The sequence below is a fragment of the Streptomyces sp. CA-250714 genome, from assembly GCF_050936705.1.
Classification (GTDB): Bacteria; Actinomycetota; Actinomycetes; order Streptomycetales; family Streptomycetaceae; genus Streptomyces.
The window spans coordinates 2,814,659-2,839,531 of sequence record NZ_JBNJMI010000001.1 but is presented as its reverse complement, the minus strand read 5'-3'; the positions used below and the strand labels follow the sequence as shown (position 1 = coordinate 2,839,531).

Here is a 24,873-nt window from a genome sequence, read left to right as displayed (position 1 = left end):
GGTGGGGGCGCATGCATACCGTCTGCTGCGTCTTCAACGTTCCGCCGCTGCGCCACGCGCTGAGCCGCGTCCGGCGCGCGGCACGCCACGAGAGTGATCGGGGGTGCGCACGTGCGCATCGCACTGCTTACGGAGGGTGGTTACCCCTATGTGAGGGGTGAGTCCGCGCTGTGGTGCGACCGCCTGCTGCGCGGCCTGGACGGCCACGAGTTCGCGGTGTACGCCCTCAGCCGCAGCGCACGCCAGGAGGAGAGCGGCTGGTGCGAGCTGCCCCCCAACGTCGCCCGGGTGCGCACCGCACCGCTGTGGGGCCCCGGGCCCGCCACGGGGGGCGCACGCGGGCTCGCGTGCGGCTCCTACGGACGGCGGGAGAAGCGCCGCTTCCGCGAGCACTTCGCGGCGCTCGCCGAGGCAATCTGCGGCCTCGACACGGACGGTCCCTCGGGCGGCGGCAGCCCCTCCGACGGGCAGGCGGACCGTTTCGCCGCAGGTCTGTACGGGCTCGCGGAACTGGCCGCCGAGCGGGGCGGGCTGGCCACCGCGCTGCGCTCCGAGAGCGCCGTGCGCATCCTGGAGTCCGCCTGTCGTGCGCCCGGCGCGCTCCCCGCCGCGCACGCGGCTCAGGTGCCCGATCTGCTCGCCGTCACCGAACGCCTGGAGCGTGCCCTGCGCCCCCTCTCGCTGGACTGGTACGGGCAGCGGGGCGAGGACCCGGGGCTTTCGGCCGCCGATCTGTGCCACGCCGTCGGAGCCGGACCCGCCGCGCTGCCGGGGCTGCTTGCCAAGCGGGCGTTCGGGGTGCCGCTGCTGATCACCGAGTACGGCGTCCGGCTGCGCGAGCACTATCTGACCAGTGCCGCCGGCGCCGTCGCGCGCGGAGTCGCGGGCGCCCCCGTACGCGCGCTGCTGGCCTCCTTCCAGCGGCGGCTCGCCCGCGAGGCGTACACACAGGCTCAGTTGATCACCCCGGGGAACGCACACGCGCGGCGCTGGCAGGAGCGGTGCGGCGCCGACAGCGAGCGGCTGCGCACCGTCTACCCGGGCATGGACGCCGCGCCCTTCGACGCCGTGGGGGAGCAGGCCGCACATCTGCCGCCGACCGACGGCGCACGCCCCGCCGGTGCCGCCACGCTGGTGTGGGTGGGCGCGAGCAGCCCGGTCAAAGATCTGGGCACACTGCTGCACGCCTTCGCCAGGGTGCACGAGGTGGTGCCGACGGCGCGGCTGCGCATCGTCGAGACGGGCGGGCCGGGCGGGCGTACGGACGCTCCGGGCGGGCGTGCGGACGGTGTCTCCGGTGGGAGCGCGGATGGTGTTTCCGGTGGGGGCGCGGAAGGGTCGGTTGCGCTTACGGGAGGGGCATGCGGGAGCGCGGACGGGGCCGGGGAGCGCGACGGTGCCTATCTGGCGCACTGCCGGGCGCTTGCCGCGTGGCTCTTCCCGGAGACGCCGGAGGGGGAGAGTCCAGTCAGCTTCGAGGAGTTGGGCAGCTCCGCCGTGCCGACCCTCGCGGACGCCTATGCGCTGGGCAGGGTCGTGGTGCTCTCCAGCGTGGTGGAGGGCTTCCCGGTGGCGCTGGTGGAGGCGATGTTCTGCGGCCGGGCCACGGTCTCCACCGATGTCGGGGCGGCCCTGGAGGTGGTCGGCGGCACCGGCCTCCTCGTCCCGCCGCGTGATCCGCGTGCGCTGGCTGACGCCTGTACGGCGCTGCTGCGCGACCCGGCGCGCGCCGCTCGGCTGGGCGCCGCCGCGCGTGCGCGGGCGCTGGAGCTGTTCACGGTGCGGCAGAACGTCGAGGCGTTCGGCGGCATCTACCTGGAGCTGATGTCGCGCCACCCGGTTGCCCGGGAGGAGACCGCTGCCGAGGAGGCCATGGGGGAGGACGGGGTGCGCCCTTTCGCACGCCCCGCTGAATCCCATCTGCCGGGCCGCTGGACGGAGGGGCGCCGTACGAGCGGCCGTTCCGGCCGGCGCCCCGGCGGGCCGCGGGTGGCGCAGGGCGGACCCGCGTACGTGCCGAGCTGGGCGCGGCCGGAACGGGCCGCCGTCGGTGCCGAGCCGGGGGAGGCGACAGCGCCGTGACGAGACATCCGGCACCCGGTGACCCGGTACGCGTACTGCTGCACCAGCACCGCGCGTTGTGCGAGCGCGCCGTCGACCCGCTGGAGATCGCCGCCGGCCTGGAGGCCAGCGGCATCACGGACCGGACAGCCGCCCGGTGCCGTCACCGTGACGTCTTCTCCCTCGCCGAAGAGCTGTACGCGCGCGCCCCGTACCCGAAAGGCAGCACCCCAGCGGGCAGCGCCCCGCCCGCAGAACATGGCGTTTGCCCGACAGGCGTCACCCACACGGGAAGCAGCCCGCACGCCGACTGCCCGCCCGGACAGTGCCTCTGCGCACCGGAGGCCGGGAGCACCAAGAGCGCCCATGACACCCGGAGCACGCGGAGGACCGCGGGATGGCGGCTGCCCGCCTGGTGTGCGCCGTTCGCCCTCCCGCTGCTGCCCGGCCTGCTGTGCGCCGGCACGCTCGCCTGGCTCGCCCTGCTGGACGGCGGCCCGGCAGCTGTGCGGGCCGGCCTGTGCGCACTGGGCGCGGCTGCTGTGCTGAGCAGCGTCATCGTGGCCGTACGTGTCGTCCCCCGCGTCCCGCGTTCTGCCGGCACGTCCGCGTTTCCCAGTGCGCTGTTTCTGTGCGCCTGTTGGCTCACCGCGTATCTGCTGTACGGAGACTGGCTGCTGGAGCAACTGCTGGGCGGCGGGCCCGAGTCCCTGGGCGGCGCTCCCCGGGTCCCCTCGCCTGCTGTCCCGTTGGGGCTCGCGCTGGCTGTCGCGCCCGCCGTCTGGTGTGCGCGCGGGTTCGCCCTGGTGGCGCGCCGCAGGCTGGCGGGCAGTCGCAGCCTGGGGGAGTTCGCCTCCGGAGTGCGGCCCCTGCTGGTGCTCGCCGTGTGCGCCGTCGCGGTGAGCCTTCCCGCGCTCCAGTGGGCGGCCCGGCTGCTGGTCGACGGCCCTCTTGCGATGTCCTGCGCTTCCGGCGTCGCCGAGGTCCCCGGCGGCGGGCAGGGACCGCTCAGCGCATGGCGCTCCGCCGTGCCGGGCGCGGGCGCCCTCGGCATGCTGCTGTTCCTCGCCCTGCTGCTGGCCGCACACGGGTTCCGGCACGCGGCCTCGGCCGGGCTCGCCGTGGCCGGCGCACTGGAGGCCGCTGCGCTGCTCTGCGTACCGGCCGCGCGGCTGCCCGGCCTGACGGTGCTGAGCCGGCCTGTGGAGGCGCTGGTGGCGCACCAGGGCGCGGCGGCCGTCCCCCTGATCGCCTGCGGCTGTGCGGCGCTCTTTCTGCTGGCGTACGCGACCACTGCGCTGGCCGGCGCCTCGGCACACCACCGGGAGGCGGTGTCCGCATGAGCGCCGAGCCGCCCTCGACCCCACGTTCCGGCACGGGCTTATGGACCCGCTCGTGCGACACCGACAAGGAGCAAGCCCCCATGATCCACGCTCAGTTGGCACCCAGTGGCACCGCCGGACGACCACCGCACGCCGGTGTGCGACGGCGTCGGGCTCCCCTCTCGGCCGTGGAGGTCGCACGATGAGAGTGCTGCTGCTGGGCTCCAGCGGATACCTGGGCCGTTTCGTCGCCGACCGGCTGCTGGCCGACCCCGCCGTGCAGCTCACCGCGCTCGGCAGGAGCGACGAGGCGGACGTCCGCTTCGACCTGTCCACCGGGAGCCCGGGCGCCCTCACCCGCTTCCTGGACGCCGTCCATCCCGGCGTCGTCATCAACTGCGCCGGGACCACCAGGGGCAACGGGCGCGAACTGATCCGGCACAACGTGGTGTCCACGGCGGCCGTCTGCGAGTCGCTGCGCCGCAGTGGCTGTGGTGCCCGGCTGGTGCACATGGGGTGCGCCGCCGAGTACGGGCCCTCCCAGGTCGGCTCCTCCACCAGTGAGGACGCGGTGCCACGCCCCGGTGGGCCGTACGGCGTGAGCAAGCTCGCCGGCACCGAACTGGTACTCGCCTCCGGGCTGGACGCCGTCGTGCTGCGGGTCTTCTCGCCGATCGGACCCGGCACCCCCGCGGGCTCGCCACTGGGCCGGGTCGCGGAGGCGATGCGGCGGGCGATGCAGCAGGGCGACAGTGAGCTGAAGCTGGGCGGGCTGGGCGTGCAGCGCGACTTCGTGGACGTCCGGGACGTGGCGCGGGCCGTGCACGCCGCGTCCCTGTCGGCGGCGCAGGGCATCGTCAACATCGGCACCGGGAGGGCGGTGCGGCTGCGCGACGCCGCCTCGCTGCTGGCCCGGGTTGCCGGATATGCGGGGGCCGTCCACGAGCAGGGGGGCGGTCCGGCAGGTCAGGGGCCGGGGGAGGGCCCGGGCGGGGGCGCCGGCCCGGGCGGGGTGGTCGGCGGACTGGGCGGCAACACCCCGGTCATCCCCGCGCAGACACACGGCACACAGACAGCCCCGGCCCACCCTCCGCAGCCGCAGCCCGCGTCGTTCCCGTATCCCGACGGCTGCGGGGCCTGGCAGCAGGCGGACGTCCGCACAGCGCGCGACCGGCTCGGCTGGCGGCCCCGGATCGGCCTGGAGGAGTCCCTGGCCGACATCTGGATGGAGGCGGCGTGCCGTATCTGACGACACCTCCGGGCCGGACCCGGCCGGCCGGTGACAGCAGTGGGACGGTCAGACAGCGGCTGGGGATCGGCGTGCCGGGCTGCGCCCACCCGATGCTGGCGCCCATGGAGTGGGCGGAGCTCTCCCGGCCCGGCCTCGGCGCCCACCCCGGACCGGGCCGCGCCGCGGGGCCGTTGCACTGGGTGGTGCTGGACATTTCGGATGGACCGGGCACACGGCCCGACCCGTTCTGCGCACCTGCGGCGGCCGCGCTGCGTTCTGCGGGCGTCACTGTGCTGGGGCGTCTCGACATGCGAGACGGTGTGCGGACGTTCGGTGAGCTGGTCTCCGAGGCGCACCGGTTCCTCGACTGGTACCGGGTCGACGGCTTCTATCTGGCGCACTGTCCCGGCGACCCGGCACGGCTGGGACAGATCCAGCGCCTCACCGCCACCCTGCGCGCCCTGTGCGGCGGTGCCGGCGAAGGAAACGGCGGGCATGTGCCCGGTGGAGACGTGCACAGTGGACACCTGGTGCTGGCGCACGGCACGCATCCGCACCCGGAGTACCTCGAGTGCGCCGACCAGCTGGTGACCTACGCCGGAAGCTGGGCGGACTACCGCTGGTCGCAGGCCGAGGAGTGGACGGCCGCCCATCCCGCCGCGCGCTTCTGCCACCTGGTGCACTCGCTGCCGCACACGCACCTGGAGGAGGCGCTGCGGATCGCCCGCTGGCAGGGCGCCGGCACTGTCTGCTTCACGGACCGGACCCGGAACAGGGGCCAGGACCCGTGGGCGGCGCTGCCCGGCTACTGGGACGAGATCGTCTCGTGCCTTGGACCAGGTGTCTCGGAATGAGATAGCCCGTGGCAGTGTTACGAGAGGAACAGCCCGCCCCCGGGCGGGTGACTTCCCGCACGTCCCACCGACCATCGGAGTCTCCGTGTCACTGCCACCCCTGGTCGAGCCAGCCGACGAGCTCACCGTCGACGAGGTCCGCAGGTACTCACGTCACCTGATCATCCCGGATGTCGGGATGGAAGGTCAGAAGCGGCTCAAGAACGCGAAGGTCCTCTGTGTGGGCGCGGGCGGCCTCGGTTCGCCCGCCCTGATGTATCTCGCGGCCGCCGGCGTCGGGACGCTCGGCATCGTCGAGTTCGACGAGGTCGACGAGTCCAACCTGCAGCGGCAGATCATCCACAGCCAGTCGGACATCGGCCGGTCGAAGGCGGAGTCGGCCAAGGACACGGTGCTGGGGATCAACCCGTACACCCAGGTCAATCTGCACCAGGAGCGGCTCGACTCCTCCAATGTGATGGAGATGTTCGCGCAGTACGACCTGATCGTGGACGGTACGGACAACTTCGCCACCCGCTACCTGGTCAACGACGCCTGCGTGCTGCTGAACAAGCCGTACGTATGGGGCTCGATCTACCGCTTCGACGGTCAGGCCAGCGTGTTCTGGAGCGAGCACGGGCCGTGCTACCGCTGCCTGTACCCGGAGCCCCCGCCGCCCGGCATGGTGCCGAGCTGCGCCGAGGGCGGCGTACTGGGCGTGCTGTGCGCCTCCATCGGCTCGATTCAGGTCAACGAGGCGATCAAGCTGCTGGCGGGCATCGGTGAGCCGCTGGTCGGCCGCCTGATGATCTACGACGCCCTGGAGATGAGCTATCGGCAGGTCAAGGTCCGCAAGGACCCCGACTGCGCGGTCTGCGGCCCGAACGCCACGGTCACCGAGCTCATCGACTACGAGGCGTTCTGCGGCGTCGTCTCCGACGAGGCGCAGGAGGCCGCCGCGGGCTCCACCATCACTCCCAAGCAGCTCAAGGAGTGGATCGACGACGGCGAGAACGTCGACATCATCGACGTGCGCGAGCCGAACGAGTACGAGATCGTCTCGATCCCCGGCGCGCGGCTGATCCCCAAGAACGAGTTCCTGATGGGCAGCGCGCTCCAGGACCTGCCGCAGGACAAGAAGATCGTCCTGCACTGCAAGACGGGTGTCCGCTCCGCGGAAGTTCTGGCGGTGCTGAAGAACGCCGGATTCGCCGACGCCGTGCACGTCGGCGGCGGCGTCATCGGCTGGGTCAACCAGATCGAGCCGGAAAAGCCGGTCTACTGAGCGCGCTCGTCCCGGCCTTCAACGGGAGCGAAGGGTGGCACTGCCGGATGTGACGGTGCCGCCCTTCGCGCTCTCCGGTCAGCGGCAGACGGTGCCGTCCTGTGGCACCCGACCGCGCAGCAGATAGCCGTCGACCGTCTTGCGCACACAGGGGTTACGGCTGACGTACGCGCCGTGCCCCTCGCCCTTGTAGGTGACCTCCACCCCCACGTCGCCACCGAGCTTCTTCTTCATCGCCCGCGTCCCGGCGTACGGGGTGGCAGGGTCGCCTGTCGTGCCGACCAGCAGGATCGGGTCGGAGCCTGTGGCCCGTACCGGGGGCGTCGTCCACCTGCCGCGGACCGGCCAGTCGTGGCACGAGGTCAGCCCCCAGGCGGACATCGGCCCGAAGACCGGGGACGCCTCGGCGAAGTCGGGCAGCTTGCCCTTGACCGCCCGCATGCCGTAGCGCTCCTTGTTGTCGGCGCAGCTGATGGCCGTCAGTGAGGACTGGAGCGTGCTGTAGGTGCCGTCCTGGTTGCGCCCGTTGAGCGCGTCGGCGAGCAGCAGCAGCGTCGATCCGTTGCTGTCCACCAGCGCCTCCTCCAGCCCTTGGGTGAGCAGCTCCCAGGTCTCCTTGGCGTACAGCGCCTGGGAGATGCCGCCCTCGGCGAGTGCCTCGGTCAGCTTGCGGCCGCTGTCGGTGGGCATCGGTTCGGCGTCCAGATCGGCCAGCAGGTCGGTGATGCGCTGCCTGCCCTCCTCCGGGTCCTCGCCGACCGGGCACTCCTCGCCGCGCGCTGTGCAGTGCTTCAGAAAGTTGTCGAGCGCCAGCTGGAAGCCGCTGGTCTGCTTGAGCGAGCCCTGCGCGGGTGTCGTGCTCGGGTCGACCACCGCGTCGAAGACGATCCGGCCCACCTGCTGCGGGTACAGGTGCGCGTAGACGCCGCCCAACTCGGTGCCGTAGGAGATGCCGAAGTAGTGCAGCTTCCGGTCGCCGAGCACATGCCGCATCAGATCCATGTCGCGGGCCGTGTTCTCGGTCGTCAGGTGCGGCAGCAGTGCGCCCGCCCGCTTCTCGCAGCCCTTCGAGAAGGACCCCTGGCGGGCGAAGAGGCGGTGCTCCTCCGCGTCGGTGTCCGGCGTCCAGTCGGCGGCGAAGTAGGCGTCCAGCCGCTTGTTGCTCAGACAGCTGACGCCCCCGCTGCGGCCCACTCCGCGCGGGTCGAAGCTGACGAGGTCGTAGCGGCCGCGCAGTTTCTCGTAGTCGTCCGCGAAGGACGGGAGGGTGGCCACCCCGGAGCCGCCGGGGCCGCCGAAGTTGAACAACAGTGAGCCGATGCGCTTGCCGCCGCCCTTGCGTTCGCGGGCGCGGATCATCTCGATGCCCAGGGTCCTGCCCTTGGGCTTGCTGTAGTCCACCGGCACCCGCAGCGTCGCGCACTCCCAGCGGCGGCCTCCCGGCAGCGGGGAGGGAGAGCCCGCGTCGGTGCCCTGCGCCGCATTCGGTGCGGGGCACGGCGACCAGTGCGGCTGCTGCCCGGTGAGGGAGCCGGGGAGGGCGGGGGTGTGGTCACGGGACGCGCTGTGGGAGGAGCTGTCGGGCGGCGCCGAGGGGGAGTGGGGGGCGCTCTTGGAGGCGGGTGAGCCAGTCTCGCCGCCCGGTCGGGCCTCGCCCTTCCTGGTGCTGTCCGAGTCACCGTCGCCGCAGCCGCTGGCTACGGCAGCGGTGGCTATGAGCGCGGCTATGAGGGCGGCACCCGGCCGCGGGGAGCGGGAATGGCGCATGGGACGTCCTCCCGACAGACAGTGGGATGTTCATCGTGCGGACGGTCCCCGCCCCGCGGCGCGCTGTGTGGTGCGTACGGGTGGTACGGCGGCGGGCCGGTGGCGTGTCTGCTGGGGTGCACCCCGGGGGGGTGCTAGAGCGCGCCCTTACGGGTCAGCTGGGTGAAGGACAGCCAGCCGGGAAGCACCGGCAGCCAGAGCGTCAGCAGCCGGAACAGCAGCACCGCGGGTGTCGCGACCTCCTTCGGCACCCCGAAGGCGATCAGCGCGGCGATCAGCGCCGCCTCCACGGCACCCAGCCCGCCCGGGGTGGGCGCCGCCGAGCCCAGCGCGTTCGCCGTCAGGAAGACCACGGCGAGGTTCGCGTAGCTCGTCTCATGGCCGAAGGCGCGTACGCACGCGTCCAGGCACATCACGAACGCCAGCGTCAGCAGCAGCATCCCCAGCACGCCGGTGAGCAGCTTCTGCGGGCGCTGCACCACGTCCAGCATCCGGGGCACCACACCGGCGAACAGCGAGCGCACCCGGTTCGAGACGAACCGGCGCAGCGCCGGCACCGCTGTGACGATCAGCACCAGTACGGCCGCTGTCAGCAGCCCCGCGATGACCGCCCGGGACGGCGAGAGGGTGGGCGTGTGCTCGGTCCCCGTGATGTAGCCGAACAGCATCAGCAGGGTGATGTGGCTGCCCAGCCCGAACAGCTGGGAGGCGCCCACACTCGCCACCGCGTGCCCGGGCCGTACCCCGGCGCGCTGGAGGAAACGGGCGTTGAGCGCGACACCGCCGACCGCCGCCGGGGCGACGAGTTTCACGAAGGAGCCGGCCACCTGTGCCTGCACAGTGCGCCACCAGGAGACCTTCTCGGGGACGAAGCCCAGCAGCGCCATCGCCGCGAACACATAGGTCAGTGCGGAGAAGAGCACAGCGCCGCCGACCCAGGCCCAGTTCGCGCCGAGCACCTTGTCGAGCGGCACCTGGGACAGCTGGGTGAGCAGGAAGTAGGCGGCCAGTGTGCCCGCGATGAAGCTGACCAGGGTGCGCGGTCTGATCCGCTCCAGCCGCGCGGGCTCTATGGGCGCCTGCGGTCTGATCCGCAGCACCTGCTGCCGGATCTGTGCCAGCAGATCCTCCTCGCGGGCCTCCTCCAGTGCCTCGTCTATCGCCTTCTTCTCGGCGTTCTTCTCCGCACGCAGCGACTTGCGGTGTGCGCGCCCTCCGGCCGCCTGTTCCGCGGCCTCGTCCCGGGTTCTGGCGCTTCTGCGGGCACGGGCCGCCTCGATGACGGCCTCGCGCTCGCGCTGTGCACGCTCCTTGGCGAGGCGCCGCAGTGTGGTACGGGTGCTGCGGCTGAGCGCGATGGGCTGCAGCAGCGGCAGGCTGTCCGCGATGGCGTCCGGGCCCAGCACGTCCACGCCCGTCGCCACCGCGCGCTCGGCGCCCACCCGCAGCCCCAGCGTCGTCAGCAGCTGTGCGATGTCCATCCGCAGGATGAGATCGCCTGCTGCGATCTCACCGCCGCGCAGGTCCGTCAGGTAGACGGCGCCGGAACGGTCCACCAGCAGCGCGTCGCCCACCAGCCTGCGGTGTGCGATACGGCGCGACTGGAGCGCCTTGACCTGCTGCCAGGTCGTGCGCATCAGTTCGTCGGTGATCTCCTCGTCCGGCAGCGCGTCCAGGCTGCGGCCCCCGATGTGCTCGTAGACGAGCATCACGGCGTCCGGACCGAGCTCCGAGGTGGCGATCAGTCGTGGTGCGTTGGCGCCCGCGGAGATGGCCGCGTAGGCGAGCAGCGCCTCCTGCTCCAGGGCCTGCCGCAGCGACTGGAGACTGCGCCGCTGGGTGATGCCGCGCAGTGCCAGCCTGCGCCAGACGCGGTAGAAGAAACCTTGTGCCTGCCGCTCACGGTCGACCACGGTCACATCGAGCGGAGGGCCGTCCTCCAGGGTGACGCGGTAGCGGCGTCCCCGGTCGTTGTGGTCGCGCCTGTCGGCCTCGCTGGTGTCCTCCACCCGTAGCGCGCTGACCGGCTTGAAGCCGACCCTGCGCAGTCCCGCGAGCAGCGTCTGTCCGGTCGGCCTGACGTTCGGGGTGCCGACCGCGTACAGCGTGCCGTAGGCGACGGTCCACCCGATCAGGACGGTGACGACGATGGAGAACGCCGTCGTGTACCCGGGCACCAGCACCGCGGTCGCGTTCAGCAGCAGCACGCCCCACAGCACCACCCGCCAGCGCGGTCGGCGTGCCATGCCGACAGCCGTCATATAGGCGATGACGGGCGCCAGATAGCTGTGCACCGGGGTGGTGGCGTCCTGCGGGGTGATGGCCTTGGTCAGCGCGTCCCGGATCGAGTCGGGCGCGGCCTGGGCGACCCACAGGTCCACAGCCAGTGAGGCGCCGTGCGCGAGGACGGCGGCCAGTACGCCGTCGGCGATCCGCAGTCCGTCCCGTTTGATCAGCCGTTCGATCGCGAACGCGACGGGGACGAGCAGCACCGCGATGCTGGAGGCCAGTCCGGTCAGACTGATCAGCAGGTCGGGGGCTTCCGCCGTGCCCTTGTCGATGTCCTGTTCGAGCCCGGCGGTGGTGCCGTGCGCGAAGTTGGCGATGACGAGCACCAGCGCGATGCCCAGCAGTCCGAGCACCATCCGCAGCAGATCGGAGGGGCGGTGCACGCGCGCGGAGAGCAGTGGTTCGTCGCTCTCGATCTCGATACGTTCGCCCTCGGCGCCGCCCTCCGGCGGCTCGTCGGGAGTCCGCCGGCCCGGTGTGTCCGAGCTGTTCGCGTCGTCCGAGCTAGCCTCGTCGTCCGAGCTGTTCCCGTCGTCTGAGCTGTTCCCGTCGTCCGAGCCGCCTCTGTTCGAGTTCTCGCCTGAGTGCTCGCCGGGCGGGTCTTCCTCGCGCGGGTCTCCGGGGTTTGCCGGATCGCCGTCGCCCGTGTCGTCCTCGCGGTCTTCCTCGCGCGGGTTCTCCCCGTCCGGGTCGGTCCCGTCCGGGTCGGTCCCGGCCGAGGCTCCTCCGGACGCCTTCCGGGCGGATTCCTGCGCGGCGTCCCGCTCGGCTTCCTGCTCGGCGTCCCCAGGAGGGCGGGCAGCGCTGTCGGCGGCGGGTGCGCCCTCCTTGCGGGGGTTGTCACCGTGCCGCTGTCCTGCTGCTGCCGTCTCGTCCTGATCCCGTATCACTCGTCACCGCCCGGAAGATGGTGGCATGTGGAAAGGATCGACGGGACCACGAGGGTGCATTCCGGCGATGTGAGGGACGAATCGGCAGTCTTCCGGGACCGCCTGTTGACGAGAGTTCGGGGCTGTCCGTGGACAACGCGGCCGCGCTGTCGGTGGCATGCGGCACCATGGCCCGCATGCCTGGAGATCGCCGAGCCGAGGAGTTGCCCGACGGCCCTGCCCCGCCCGGGGCGGACGTGCCCGTGCTGCCCGATTACGCGGAGCGCGTACTGGAGGTCGCCGAGCTGATCCCGGCCGGCCGGGTGATGACCTACGGGGACATCGCCGAGTGGCTGGAGGAGGGCGGCCCCCGCCAGGTGGGCCGGGTGATGGCGCTGTACGGCGGCGCGGTCCCCTGGTGGCGGGTGGTGCGTGCGGACGGCGTACCACTGCCGGGGCAGGAGCGCGAGGCGCTGGCGCATTACCACGCGGAGGGCACCCCGCTGCGCGAGACCACCGCAGCGTCCCGCCGCCAGGGGCACATTCCGCGCATCGACATACGCCGGGCCCGCTGGGACGGGAAGGCCGGGTGACCTTGCGCTACGGCTCCTCACAGTTCCCAGCTTCCGCCATGCCGACCGGCCCCATGCGCTGGACAGTCCGTACGGAGTACAGCAGCCGTACGGGGTACAGGAGCGATGCGCTGCGACACGTGTGTGCCCTGGCGTAGCGTCTGAACCACTCCGCACAGACCTCCCCCTAGGCGATCCACGTGAGTCCCTCCCTTGCTGCCGACGCGCATCAGCGGTCCCGCGAGCCCGGCGCGTACCGGCTGGTGCGCTCCGTGGCCGAACGGGCCGATCTCCCTGCCTCTGACGCGGCGCAGCGCGCTGTGGTTGACCACCGGGACGGCCCGCTGCTCGTCCTGGCGGGACCCGGCACCGGCAAGACGACCACCCTGGTCGAGTCGGTCGCGGCACGCGTCCGGGAGGGTATGGATCCCGAGCGCGTCCTGGTGCTGACGTTCAGCCGCAAGGCCGCCGTCGATCTGCGCGACCGGATGACGGACCGGCTCGCACGGGAGGCGGCCCCCGCCCCGCTGCCCCGCCAGCCGGGACCCGAGGGCTCCGTCGGCGGTGCGCCGCGAGCTCCCCAGGCGACGACGTTCCACTCGTACTGTTACGCACTGGTGCGCGCACATCAGGACGCCGATCTGTTCGCCGAACCGCTGCGGCTGCTGACCGGTCCCGAACAGGACCTGCACATCCGCGAGCTGCTCGAGGGACAGCTCGCGCTGGAGCGCCAGGGGCGCGCACCGGTGCGCTGGCCCGATGAGTTGCGCGCCTGCCTGACGACCAGAGGCTTCGCCGACGAGGTCAGAGCCGTGCTCGCGCGCAGCCGGGAACTGGGCCTGGGGCCCGCGGCCCTCGACGCCTTCGCCCGCCGTGCCGGCCGCCCCGACTGGCGCGCGGCCGCCGGGTTCTTCGCCGAATATCTGGACGTACTGGATATGCAGGGGGTGCTCGACTACGCCGAACTCGTGCACCGCGCCGTCCTGCTCACCCAGCGCGAGGAGGTCGCCGCCCGGCTGCACGGCGCGTATGACGCGATCTACGTCGACGAGTTCCAGGACACCGACCCCGCACAGGTGCGGCTGCTGCGCGCGCTGGCGGGCGGCGGGGCACGCACCCTGGTGGCGTTCGGCGACCCGGACCAGTCGATCTACGCGTTCCGCGGCGCGGACGTGAACGGCATCCTCGACTTCCCCGACATGTTCCGGCAGCGCTCCGGCGCACCCGCGCCCGTCCGCGTACTGCGCACGGCCCGGCGCTCCGGTGCCCGGCTGCTGGCCGCCACCCGGCAGCTGACGGCCCGGATGCCGCTCACCCGGCTCCCGGCAGACGCCGTCCGCGCCCACCGCGCTCTCCAGCCGGTGCAGCAGTTCGACCGTGTGGGGAACGCCGGCCCTGAAGGCGGTCGCGTCGAGGTCTTCACGTATCCGACAGCCGGTGCCGAACTGGACAACATCGCCGACCTGCTGCGCCGCGCCCACCTCGAAGACGGCCTCCCCTGGGGCGAGATGGCGGTGCTGGTGCGGGCAGGCGGGCGCTCCCTGCCCGTCGTGAGGCGCGCCCTCATCTCCGCGGGCGTGCCGGTGGAGGTGGACGGTGACGATGTGCCGCTGCGCCACGAACCCGCTGTCGCGCCCCTGCTGACAGCGCTGCGCGTGGCGGCCACGGGCGCGCTGGAGGAGCACCTGGAGCTGGGCACCGAGACGGCACTGACGCTGCTGACCTCGCCGCTCGGCGGCATGGACGCCGCCGACCTGCGCCGCCTGGGCCGGGCGCTGCGCGAGGAGGAGCGGGCCGCCGGGGTCAAGGTGCCGCGCCCCTCCGACGTCCTGCTGGCCGAAGCCCTCGCCGAGCCCGAACGGCTGGTCGCCCACACCCCGCACTCCGCCGCCACGGCGGCGGCACCTGCCGGGAGGTCCGTCGAGGGCGCGCACAGTCTCGGACTGCTGTTGCGCAAGACCCGCGAGCTGCTCGCCGGGGGCGGCACGGCCGAGGAGGCCCTGTGGGAGCTGTGGAACGGCACCAGCTGGCCCGACCGGCTGGAGCGGGCCGCGCGCCGCGGCGGTCCCGCAGGCCGCAACGCGGACCGTGACCTGGACGCCGTCTGCACCCTGTTCGCCGTCGCGGCGCGTGCCGAGGAGCGCGGCGGCGGCCGGGGAGCGCTCAACTTCCTGGACGAACTGGAAGCCCAGGACATCGCCGCCGACACCCTCGTCCAGCGCGCGGTGCGGCCCGCCGCCGTACGGCTGCTGACCGCGCACCGCGCCAAGGGCCGCGAGTGGCGGCTGGTCGTCGTTGCCGGGGTGCAGGAGGGGCTGTGGCCCGATCTGCGGCGGCGCGGCTCCCTCCTGGAGGCGGACCGCATCGGCTGGGACGGTCTCGCCGAACCGCTGTCCCCGGGGGCGCTGCTGGCCGAGGAGCGCAGGCTGTTCTACGTCGCGACGACCCGCGCCAAGGACCGGCTGGTGGTCACGGCGGTGCGGGCCCAGGCGGAGGACGGTGACCAGCCCTCCCGGTTCCTGACCGAGCTGGGTGTCGAGCCGCAGGCGGTCGGCAGCCGCCCCCGCCGCCCGCTGTCGGTGCCCGCACTGGTCGCGGAGCTGCGGGCCACCACCGTCGACCCGGCGGCCTCGCCCGCGCTGCGGGACGCGGCCGCGCGGCGGCTGGCCAGGCTCGCTGCCGAGCGCGACGAGGAGGGCTATCCGCTCGTTCCGGCAGCACACCCGCAGCGCTGGTGGGGGCTGGCCGAACCGACCCGCACCAGCGTGCCGCTGCGCGAACGGGACGCACCTGTCGCACTGTCCGGCAGCGCGCTGGAGCAGCTCGCGCGCACCTGTTCTCTGCAGTGGTTCCTCGCCCGCGAGGTCAAGGCGGACGAGCCGGCCACTGCTGCGCAGGGCTTTGGCAACCTGCTGCACGTGCTGGCCGACGAGGTGGCCTCCGGCAGCAGCCCCGCGGACCTGTCCGTACTGATGGAGCGGCTGGACGCGGTCTGGGACGGGCTGGCCTTCGACGCGCCGTGGAAGTCACGCCAGGAGAAGGAGAGCGCGCGTGCCGCACTGGAGCGCTTTTTGCGCTGGCACGTGATGGAGCGTGGAGAGGGCCGCGAGCTCGTCGGCAGCGAACACGGGTTCGACGTCACGCTGAGCGCGGGTGAGCACGCCGTTCGCATCCGGGGCAGCATGGACCGCGTCGAACGCGACGCCCAGGGGCGCGCGTACGTGGTCGATTTCAAGACGGGCCGCACCCGCCCCACCGGCCCCGAGGCCGAGCGCCACCCCCAGCTCGCCGTCTACCAGCTCGCCGTACGGGAAGGCGCGGCGGACGAACTGTTCGACGGGGCCCGCCCGGAGCCGGGCGGGGCCGAGCTGGTGCATCTGCGGCTCGGCGCCGCCAAACGTGACGGCGGGGACACACTGCCGGTCGTCCAGCGCCAGGAGGCGGCACCGGACCTGGGGGTGTCGCACTCCGCGCCGCATGGCGAGGGCGGCGCGGACGGTGAACGCGGTACGGATGGTGAACGCGGCACCGACGCTGAAGGCGGCGCGGGCGGTGAGGCCGGTGCGGGCGGCGCGAGCGGCGACTGGGTGGGCGAACTGCTGGCCACCGCGGCGGCGCGGGTCCTGGACGAACGCTTCACCCCCTCACCCGGCCAGCACTGCACCCACTGCGCCTTCCGCGCGGCCTGCTCCGCCCGCCCCGAGGGCCGCCACATCGTCGAATAGGCCCGCCACAGCCGGCGGGCGCCGTGGCGGCCCCGCGCGGGGAACGGGCCGGGAACGGGGCGGCCCCGCGCGGGGAACGGGCCGGGAACCGGCCGGGAGCGGGCCGGGTGGCCGCATCCCTCAGCCCCGCGGTGATCTGTCAGCCGCGAGCGCTAGCGTCTTACGAGTGCCCGCACAGCTCACCGACCCCGCACAGCTCACCGAGCTGCTGGGTATCCCGTTCACCCCGGAACAGACGGCCTGCATCACCGCGCCGCCTGCTCCCCAGGTGATCGTCGCCGGTGCGGGCTCGGGGAAGACCACCGTCATGGCCGCCCGCGTGGTCTGGCTGGTGGGCACCGGACAGGTCGCACCCGACCGCGTCCTGGGGCTGACGTTCACCAACAAGGCCGCCGGTGAGCTGTCCGAACGCGTACGCAAGGCACTGCTGCGCGCCGGAGTGACCGATCCCGACCCTGCCGAGCCCGACGGCGCCGAGCCGGGAGAGCCGCTCATCTCCACGTACCACGCCTTCGCCGGACGGCTGCTGACCGAGCACGGCCTCCGCCTGGGCATCGAGCCGACCGTACGGCTGCTGGCGGACGCCACCCGCTTCCAGCTGGCCGCCTCGGTGCTGAGCGCGGCGCAGGGCCCCTTCGAGGCGCTCACCAAGTCGGTGCCGGCGCTCGTGGAGGATCTGCTCGCACTCGACGCCGAGCTGTCCGAACACCTCGTCACCCCCGAACAGCTCCGCGAGCACAACGCGGAACTCCTCAGCAGCCTGGAGGGCGCACGGCTGACCAACGAAAAACTACGCAAGGTGCCGCAGGCGACACTCGCCCGGGGCGAACTGCTCGGCCTGGTCGAGGAGTACCGCGCCCGCAAACAGGCGCAGGAGCGCATCGATTTCGGTGACCAGATCGCACTGGCCGCACAACTCGCAGGCATGCCGGAGGTGGGCAGGGCGCTGCGCGAGCAGTTCTCCGTCGTGCTGCTGGACGAGTACCAGGACACCTCCGTCGCACAGCGCGTGCTGCTCGCCGGGCTCTTCGGACAGGGCACCGGCCACCCCGTCACAGCGGTCGGCGACCCCTGCCAGGCGATCTACGGCTGGCGCGGTGCCTCCGTCGCCAACCTGGACGACTTCCCGCACCACTTCCCGCACGCCGACGGCACCCCGGCACGCCGCCAGTCCCTGAGCGAGAACCGGCGCAGCGGCGGCCGACTGCTGCACCTCGCCAACGGACTGGCCGCGCCGTTGCGGGAGCGCCACGAAGGCGTCGAGGCGCTGCGCCCCGCACCCGGCGCCGAACGGGAGGGACGGGTGCGCGCGGCACTCCTCGACACACAGCCCCAGGAAATCGCCTGGCTGGCCGACTCCCTCGCCCACCTGGTGCGCACCGGCACACCCCCCGGCGAGATCGCCGTACTGTGCCGCAGCGCCGCCGACTTCGCCGAGATCCAGGGCGCACTGGTGGAACGTGACCTGCCCGTCGAAGTCGTCGGCCTGTCCGGACTGCTGCACCTGCCGGAGATCGCCGACATGGTCGCCGTCTGCGAGGTCCTCCAGGACCCCACCGCAAACGCCGCACTGGTGCGCCTGCTGACCGGGCCGCGCTGGCGGATCGGCCCGCGTGACCTCGCACTGCTGGGACGCCGTGCGGCACTGCTGGTCGCACACCAGCGGGGCCGCGCAGGCGACAGCCCGGACGAGCGGCTGGCCGCAGCAGTCGAAGGCGCCGACCCGACCGAACTGCGCTCCCTGGCGGACGCCCTGGACACCTTCCTGGAGGCCGACGGTTACGACGACGAACTGCCCTTCTCCGCCGAGGCGCGAGTGCGCTTCGCACGGCTCGCCGCCGAACTGCGCGACCTGCGGCGCTCGCTGGCCGACCCGCTGATGGACGTACTGCACCGGGTGCTGGCCGTCACCGGGCTGGAGGTCGAGCTGGCCGCCTCCCCGCACGCGGTGGCGGCCCGGCGGCGCGAGACCCTCGGCCAGTTCCTCGACATCGCCGCCGGCTTCGCCTCGCTGGACGGTGAGGCCACACTGCTGGCCTTCCTGGCGTTTCTGCGCACTGCCGCGCAGTACGAGAAAGGGCTGGACAGTTCACTCCCAGGCGGTGAGAACACGGTGAAGGTGCTGACCGCGCACAAGTCCAAGGGGCTGGAGTGGGACGTCGTCGCGGTGCCCGGCCTGGTCGCCAAGCAGTTCCCCAGCGAACAGGCACGTGAGACCTGGCTCACCCAACCCAAGGTGCTGCCGTATGCACTGCGCGGCGACGCGGCGACACTGCCCACCCGGCCCGAGTGGAACGCCAAGGGCCTCAAGGCGCACGAGAACGCGCTGCGTGCTCACCAGACGACGGAGGAGCTCCGGCTCGGCTACGTCACCTTCACCCGCCCCCGCAGCCTGCTGCTGGGTTCGGGCCACTGGTGGGGGCCCTCCCAGAAGCGGCCCCGCGGCCCATCCGCCTTCCTGGAGGCCCTGCGCGCCCACTGCGAGGCCGACCCGGCGCACGGCGAGGTCGAGCACTGGGCGGAGCCACCGGAGGAAGGCGCGGCCAACCCCGCACTGGAGGAGCCCGCCGAGGAACGCGTCTGGCCACTGCCCCTGGACGAGAACGCGCTGGCGCTGCGGCGTGCGGCGGCGGACAGGGTGCTGTCGTACCTGGAAGCGGCGGACGATGAGGCACAGCCCGCCCCCGCGACGAACCCCGCGACGGCCCCAGCAGCGGGGTCGGAAACGGATCCGGCGGCGGAAGAGCTCACCCCCGAAGAGGCTCGGCTGGTCGCCGCATGGGACCGCGACCTGGAGGCACTCACCGACGAACTGCGCCGCTCCCGCGCCGCCGTACGGGACATCCCGCTGCCGCGCACACTGAGCGCCTCCCAGCTGCTGCGCCTGGCAGCCGACCCGGAGGGCTTCGCGCGGGACCTGGCCCGCCCAATGCCGCGCCCACCGCAGCCCGCCGCCGCGCGCAGGGGCACCCGGTTCCACGCCTGGGTGGAGTCCCGTTTCGAGGAACTGCCGCTGCCCCTGCTCGGCCCCGACGAGCTGCCCGGCGCGGACGGCGAGGGCCCCTACGGCGCCGAACCCCCGCACATCGTCGACGAACGCGACCTGACAGCTCTCAAAGAAGCCTTCGAACGCACCCCCTACGCACAGCGCACGCCCTACCGCGTCGAGGCGCCCTTCCAGCTCGTCCTCGCCGGACGCGTCATCCGCGGCCGGATCGACGCCGTCTACCGGGACCACGCCCCGGACGGGGGTGTGACGTACGACATCGTCGACTGGAAGACCGGCCGCGGCCGGGACGCCGACCCCCTCCAGCTCGCCGTCTACCGGCTCGCCTGGGCCGAACAGGAAGGCGTGCCACTGTCCGCTGTCAGTGCGGCATTCGTCTACGTACGCAGTGGTGAACTGGTGCGCCCCCGGCAGCTGCCGGACCGGGCCGCACTGGAACGGCTGCTGCTGGGCGACACCCACCCCGACGATCAAGGCAGCCCTCCGGCTGAGGGCTGATCACCCCGGGCCCGTTAGGCTCGATGGCATGAGCACCACCCCGGCTCCTCCGGACAGCGCCGTCCGGACCTTCATCCACGACCAGCGTTCCGCCTTCCTCGCCGACCTGTCCGACTGGCTGCGGATACCCTCCGTCTCCGCCGACCCGGGGCGCGCGGACGACGTCAGGCGCAGCGCCGACTGGCTCGCCACCACCCTGCGCGAGACCGGCTTCCCCGTCGCTGAGATCTGGGAGACCGACGGCGCGCCCGCCGTCTTCGCCGAGTGGCCCTCCGACGACCCCACAGCACCCACGGTCCTCGTCTACGGCCATCACGACGTCCAGCCCGCCCAGCTCACCGACGGCTGGCACAGCGAACCGTTCGAACCACAGGAACGCGACGGACGTCTCTACGCACGCGGCGCAGCAGACGACAAGGGACAGGTGCTCTTCCACCTCCTGGGACTGCGCGCACACCTGGCCGCCACCGGACGCACCGCACCCGCAGTGAGCATCAAGCTGCTGATCGAGGGCGAGGAGGAATCCGGCTCCCCGCATTTCCCCGCACTGCTGCGCACCCACACCCAGCGCCTCGCCTGTGACGCCGTCGTCGTCTCCGACACCGGCATGTGGAACGAGGACACCCCGACCGTCTGCACCGGTATGCGCGGCCTCACCGACTGCCAGATCGACCTGTACGGGCCCGGCCAGGACGTGCACTCCGGCTCCTTCGGCGGCGCCGTGCCCAACCCGGCCACCGAAGCGGCCCGGCTCGCCGCAGCACTGCACGACGAGAACCGCCGGGTGACCCTCCCGGGCTTCTACGACGGCATCGTGGAGCTGACGGAGGAAGAACGCGCCCTCTTCGCCGAGCTGCCCTTCGACGAGGACGCCTGGCTGCGCACCGCCCACTCCCGGGCCACGCTGGGCGAGCACGGCTACACCACACTGGAGCGCGTCTGGGCCCGCCCCACAGCTGAGGTGAACGGCATCAGCGGTGGCTACCAAGGCCCCGGCGGCAAGACGATCGTCCCGGCACGCGCCCAGTTGAAACTGTCCTTCCGTACCGTCGCAGGACAGGACGAGGAAAAGATCCAGCAGTCGCTCCGGCAGTGGGTCGCCACCCGGCTCCCCGCAGGCATCCAGCACGAGATCACCTTCTGGGGCGCCACCCGCCCCTGCCTCACCCCGCTCGACCACCCCGCGCTGCGCTCACTCACCCGCGCCATGGGACGCGCCTTCGGACAACAGATCCGCTACACCAGAGAGGGCGGCTCGGGCCCCGCCGCCGACCTGCGGGACGCACTCGGCGTGCCCGTACTGTTCCTCGGGATCTCCGTCCCGTCCGACGGCTGGCACGCCCCCAACGAGAAGATCGAACTCGATCTGCTGTTCAAAGGCGCCGAAACAGCCGCATACCTCTGGGACGATCTCGCGGCACACTGGAGCGCGAACTGAACGTCCACAGCGCCCCCGGCCCCACCCTCCGAGCCGCCCATCGACCGACTCACGAACGCTCGCCAACCGCCCCCCGACCCGGCCGCCGGGCGGGGAGCCCCGACCCAGGGGGAGTAGGAAGCAGAAGTGACCATCCCGACCTCGACCGACCGCACCGCCGACGAGACCGCAGGGCCCGCCGGAACCGCCGACCAGACCGCAGTGCCCACCAGTGAGACCACCACGGCCGCAGCCGGGACCCCCGCGCCCCCGTCCCCCACCGACCGGCCCATCTGTCTCACCAGCACCGGAGGCATCGACCGCGCCTCCCACCACCGGCTCGACGAGGCATGGCTGGCGGCCGCATGGAGCCACCCCAGCACCCGCGTATTCGTGGTCTCGGGCGGACAGGCACTGGTCGAGGACAAGGAAGACGGCACGACGGAACTCGTCACGATGCCGTCCTTCGACGCACCCTTCACCGAAGCCCACCGCTACTTCCTGGGCATCGACGAGGAAGGCGTGCGCTACTTCGCACTCCAGAAGGACTCACTGCCCGGCAGGATGGACGACATCGCCCGCCCCGCCGGACTGCGCGAGGCCGGCGTCCTGCTCTCCGACCGCGACAGCGAACTGATGGTGCACGCCATCGGCCTGGAGAACTGGCAGCGCACCCACCGCTTCTGCTCCCGCTGCGGCGAGCGCACCGTCATCGCGGCAGCGGGACACATCCGCCGCTGCCCGGCCTGCGGTGCCGAGCACTACCCGCGCACCGACCCCGCCGTGATCATGCTGGTCACCGACGAACAGGACCGCGCACTGCTGGGCCGCCAGGTGCACTGGCCGGAGGGCCGCTTCTCGACGCTCGCGGGCTTCGTCGAGCCCGGCGAGTCCCTCGAAGCAGCCGTACGCCGCGAGGTCGCCGAGGAGGCGGGCGTGTCCATCGGACCTGTCACCTACGTCGCGAGCCAGCCCTGGCCCTTCCCCTCCAGCCTGATGCTGGGCTTCATGGCACGCGCCACCTCGCCCCGCATCGAGGTGGACGGCGACGAGATCGAAGAGGCCCGCTGGTTCTCCCGCAACGACCTGCGGGCCGCGATCGAGTCCGGCGAGGTGCTTCCGCCCTCGGGAATCTCGATCGCGGCCCGCCTGGTCGAACGCTGGTACGGACAGCCGCTGCCGCAGCCCCGCCGCCACAGCTGATACGGCGGGCCCGGCCCACGGCGCCCTCCGTACGGGGCACTGTGGGCCCTACCGGAAATCAGGCGCCGATCTTCTCCTTGACCTGCGCCAAGGAGGGATTGGTCAGCGTCGAACCATCCGGGAACAGCACGGTCGGCACCGTCTGGTTGCCGCCGTTCGCCTTCTCGACAAAGGCCGCAGAATCCGGGTCCTGCTCGATGTTGATCTCGGTGTACGCGATGCCCTCGCGCTCCATCTGGCCCTTCAGCCGACGGCAGTAGCCGCACCAGGTGGTGCTGTACATCGTCACAGTGCCCGTCATCTTCTCCAGTGCTCCTTCATCTCGACCGGTGCCACCAGTGAACGCACAACAGCTCCGCGACATTCCCCCCCGGGGGCACCCACGCCCAGGAGGGGCGCAACAGAGGAAGTAGTACGACTAACTAGGCCGGGCTGTGGACAGCCGTGCCACGGCCCCCGCCCGTACTGGCAGCATGGCGGGGTGACAGCAGCAACGGACTCCACTCTCTTCCCGCAGGTTCCCGACTCCCCCGACGCGGTGCTCGAAGGGCTCGACCCCGAGCAGCGCGAGGTGGCGACGGCCCTGCACGGTCCGGTGTGCGTACTGGCCGGCGCGGGCACCGGCAAAACGAGAGCCATCACCCACCGCATCGCCTACGGCGTCCGCGCAGGCATCCTGCCCCCCGCCGGAGTGCTGGCCGTCACCTTCACCCAGCGCGCCGCCGGCGAGATGCGCGGCAGGCTGCGCCAACTCGGCGTCAACGGCGTTCAGGCTCGCACCTTCCACTCCGCGGCGCTGCGCCAGCTCCAGTTCTTCTGGCCCCGCGCGGTCGGCGGCGAACTCCCACCACTCGTCGAGCGCAAAGCCACCCTGGTCGGCGAGGCCGCAGCCCGCTGCCGCATCCGGCTCGACCGCACCGAGCTGCGCGACGTCACCAGCGAGATCGAATGGTCCAAGGTCACCCAGACCGTCCCCGAGGACTACCCGGCCGCCGCCGCCAAAGCACGCCGCGAAGCCCCCCGCGACCCCGCCGAGATCGCCCGCATCTACGCCCTCTACGAGCAACTCAAACGCGAACGCACCGTGATCGACTTCGAGGACGTGCTGCTCCTGACCGTGGGCATCCTCCAGGACCGCCCGGACATCGCCGAAACCGTCCGCGGCCAGTACCAGCACTTCGTGGTGGACGAATACCAGGACGTCAGCCCACTCCAGCAGCGGCTGCTGGAACTGTGGGTGGGAGAACGGGAGAGCCTGTGCGTCGTCGGCGACGCCAGCCAGACCATCTACTCCTTTACCGGAGCCACCCCCGACCACCTCCTCGACTTCCGCACCCGCCACCCCAGCGCCACGATCGTGAAGCTGGTCCGCGACTACCGCTCCACCCCCCAAGTGGTCCACTTCGCCAACGGGCTGCTCGCCCAGGCCCAAGGTCGCGCCGCCGAACACCGCCTGGAACTCGTCTCCCAGCGCGAACCCGGCCCCGAGCCGGTCTGCGCCGAATTCGCCGACGAACCCGGCGAAGCCGAAGGCGTGGCCCGCCGGGTCAGAGACCTCATCTCCTCCGGCGTCCCCGCCAGCGAAATCGCCGTCCTCTACCGCATCAACGCCCAGTCCGAGATCTACGAACAGGCCCTCGCCGACCTCGGAGTCCCCTGCCGGCTCCGCGGCGCCGAGCGCTTCTTCGAACGCCCCGAGGTACGCGAAGCATTCGTGGTACTGCGCGGAGCAGCCCGCGCGGGCGGGAACGACGCCCTCCTGGACGACGCCGTCGACCTCCCCTCCCAGGTACGCGCCGTCCTCGGCACCAAGGGCTGGACCCCACAGGCACCGGCCGGATCCGGAGCCGTCCGCGACCGCTGGGAATCCCTGGCCGCCCTGGTGCGGCTGTCCGTCGACTTCGCCGCCGCCCGGCCCGAGGCAACCCTCTCCGATCTCGTCGCGGAACTCGACGAACGGGCCAGAGCCCAGCACGCCCCCACCGTCGAAGGCGTCACCCTCGCCTCACTGCACGCCGCCAAGGGCCTGGAGTGGGACGCCGTCTTCGTAGTGGGCCTCACCGACGGCATGCTGCCGATCACCTACGCCAAGACCGACGAGCAGATAGAAGAGGAACGCAGACTCCTCTACGTCGGCATCACCCGCGCCCGCCGCATCCTCACCCTCTCCTGGGCCCTCGCCCGCTCCCCGGGCGGCCGCCCCAGCAGACAGCCCAGCCGCTTCCTCAAGGGCCTGCGCCCCGGCACCACCACAGGCGCACCCCACCCGGCAGCAGCCGGCGGCAGCGTCACCGGCGGCGGGATCGAGCGCGGCCCGGCCGGGAGCCGCAGACGGATGCCACGCGCCCCGGCACGCTGCCGGGTGTGCGGCCGCTCACTCACCGACCCCGGCGAAGTGAAACTGATGCGCTGCGAGGACTGCCCCTCGGAACTGGACGAGGTGCTGTACGAACGGCTCCACCAATGGCGCGCGCGGCAGGCCGCGTTGCTGGGACAGCCCGACTACTGCGTCTTCACCGACAAGACCCTCCTCGCCATCGCCGAGACCGTCCCCGGCGACGCGGCGGCCCTCTCCCGGATCTCCGGAGTCCGCGCCCGCAAGCTCCAGCAGTTCGGAGCCGACGTGCTCGCCCTGTGCTCCGGCGAGCAACTCCCGGCAGGCTCCGAACAGGACGCCGAACAGCGCGGGTGACCTGAAACCGAGGGACGCCCGGCTTCTGTCACAGAAGCTGTGACAGAAAGCCGCGAAAAATAGTTTGCGCGCGCCGTACGGAGCCTCATAGCCTTCCGGACA

Annotated in this window: 14 protein-coding genes; 11 read left to right on the top strand and 3 right to left on the bottom strand. The window is 72.4% G+C overall.

Going from position 1 to position 24,873, the window contains the following annotated elements:
* Positions 1-111: 111 nt before the first annotated feature.
* From ACQEU8_RS12485 to moeZ, 5 genes are all read left to right on the top strand, one after another.
* Positions 112-2,082: a DUF3492 domain-containing protein gene (locus ACQEU8_RS12485; protein WP_433099869.1), complete on the top strand. Its 1,971-nt coding sequence runs from the start codon at positions 112-114 to the stop codon at positions 2,080-2,082.
* Positions 2,079-3,404 carry a hypothetical protein gene (locus ACQEU8_RS12480; RefSeq protein ID WP_433099867.1) on the top strand — a complete coding sequence of 442 codons (1,326 nt, stop codon included), beginning with the start codon at positions 2,079-2,081 and terminating at the stop codon, positions 3,402-3,404. The genes ACQEU8_RS12485 and ACQEU8_RS12480 overlap by 4 nt, the downstream gene beginning before the upstream one ends.
* A gap of 181 nt (positions 3,405-3,585) precedes the next feature.
* Entirely contained in the window at positions 3,586-4,632 is a 1,047-nt protein-coding gene (locus ACQEU8_RS12475) for an NAD-dependent epimerase/dehydratase family protein (RefSeq protein WP_433099865.1), read from the top strand.
* Positions 4,620-5,468: a spherulation-specific family 4 protein gene (locus ACQEU8_RS12470; protein WP_433099863.1), complete on the top strand. Its 849-nt coding sequence runs from the start codon at positions 4,620-4,622 to the stop codon at positions 5,466-5,468. Before ACQEU8_RS12475 ends, ACQEU8_RS12470 begins: the two co-directional genes overlap by 13 nt.
* 85 nt (positions 5,469-5,553) lie before the next feature.
* A complete protein-coding gene (gene moeZ / locus ACQEU8_RS12465; protein WP_433099861.1) occupies positions 5,554-6,732 on the top strand; it encodes an adenylyltransferase/sulfurtransferase MoeZ in 1,179 nt (392 codons plus the stop codon).
* Between the two features lie 78 nt (positions 6,733-6,810).
* Here the strand turns inward: moeZ and ACQEU8_RS12460 are convergent, their stop codons facing one another.
* Both ACQEU8_RS12460 and ACQEU8_RS12455 read right to left on the bottom strand, forming a co-directional pair.
* On the bottom strand, positions 6,811-8,499 hold the full coding sequence (locus ACQEU8_RS12460) for an alpha/beta hydrolase (protein WP_433099859.1): 1,689 nt from the start codon (positions 8,497-8,499) through the stop codon (positions 6,811-6,813).
* Between the two features lie 134 nt (positions 8,500-8,633).
* Positions 8,634-11,678: a flippase-like domain-containing protein gene (locus ACQEU8_RS12455; RefSeq protein ID WP_433099856.1), complete on the bottom strand. Its 3,045-nt coding sequence runs from the start codon at positions 11,676-11,678 to the stop codon at positions 8,634-8,636.
* A 176-nt stretch (positions 11,679-11,854) separates the two neighbouring features.
* On the opposite strand from ACQEU8_RS12455, the gene ACQEU8_RS12450 reads away from it, so the two are divergent.
* The 5 genes from ACQEU8_RS12450 (at position 11,855) to nudC (ending at position 22,079) form a co-directional block, all read left to right on the top strand.
* Positions 11,855-12,250: an MGMT family protein gene (locus tag ACQEU8_RS12450; protein WP_433099854.1), complete on the top strand. Its 396-nt coding sequence runs from the start codon at positions 11,855-11,857 to the stop codon at positions 12,248-12,250.
* Between the two features lie 179 nt (positions 12,251-12,429).
* Positions 12,430-15,954: an ATP-dependent helicase gene (locus tag ACQEU8_RS12445; protein ID WP_433099852.1), complete on the top strand. Its 3,525-nt coding sequence runs from the start codon at positions 12,430-12,432 to the stop codon at positions 15,952-15,954.
* Between the two features lie 166 nt (positions 15,955-16,120).
* The gene (locus ACQEU8_RS12440) at positions 16,121-19,459 is read left to right on the top strand and encodes an ATP-dependent helicase (RefSeq protein WP_433099850.1); all 3,339 of its coding nucleotides are present in this window, start codon (positions 16,121-16,123) and stop codon (positions 19,457-19,459) included.
* A 28-nt stretch (positions 19,460-19,487) separates the two neighbouring features.
* Positions 19,488-20,897 carry a dipeptidase gene (locus tag ACQEU8_RS12435; RefSeq protein WP_433099848.1) on the top strand — a complete coding sequence of 470 codons (1,410 nt, stop codon included), beginning with the start codon at positions 19,488-19,490 and terminating at the stop codon, positions 20,895-20,897.
* A 270-nt stretch (positions 20,898-21,167) separates the two neighbouring features.
* Positions 21,168-22,079, top strand: coding sequence for an NAD(+) diphosphatase (nudC, locus tag ACQEU8_RS12430; RefSeq protein ID WP_433102345.1), 912 nt, complete (start codon positions 21,168-21,170; stop codon positions 22,077-22,079).
* 58 nt (positions 22,080-22,137) lie between these two features.
* On the opposite strand, the gene ACQEU8_RS12425 is transcribed toward nudC, so the two are convergent.
* Entirely contained in the window at positions 22,138-22,380 is a 243-nt protein-coding gene (locus ACQEU8_RS12425; protein ID WP_433099846.1) for a mycoredoxin, read from the bottom strand.
* Positions 22,381-22,560: 180 nt separating this feature from the next.
* Here ACQEU8_RS12425 and ACQEU8_RS12420 point away from each other — a divergent pair, with 180 nt between their 5' ends.
* Positions 22,561-24,771 (top strand): ATP-dependent DNA helicase UvrD2, encoded by a 2,211-nt coding sequence (locus tag ACQEU8_RS12420; protein WP_433099844.1) that lies wholly within the window; start codon positions 22,561-22,563, stop codon positions 24,769-24,771.
* Positions 24,772-24,873 lie beyond the last annotated feature (102 nt).

Excerpts from the sequence above, each read along its gene's own strand:
- ACQEU8_RS12475 (WP_433099865.1), top strand. The coding sequence starts at position 3,586 with ATGAGAGTGCTGCTGCTGGGCTCCAGCGGATACCTGGGCCGTTTCGTC.
- ACQEU8_RS12460 (WP_433099859.1), bottom strand. The coding sequence starts at position 8,499 with ATGCGCCATTCCCGCTCCCCGCGGCCGGGTGCCGCCCTCATAGCCGCG.
- ACQEU8_RS12450 (WP_433099854.1), top strand. The coding sequence starts at position 11,855 with ATGCCTGGAGATCGCCGAGCCGAGGAGTTGCCCGACGGCCCTGCCCCG.
- ACQEU8_RS12435 (WP_433099848.1), top strand. The coding sequence starts at position 19,488 with ATGAGCACCACCCCGGCTCCTCCGGACAGCGCCGTCCGGACCTTCATC.
- ACQEU8_RS12425 (WP_433099846.1), bottom strand. The coding sequence starts at position 22,380 with ATGACGGGCACTGTGACGATGTACAGCACCACCTGGTGCGGCTACTGC.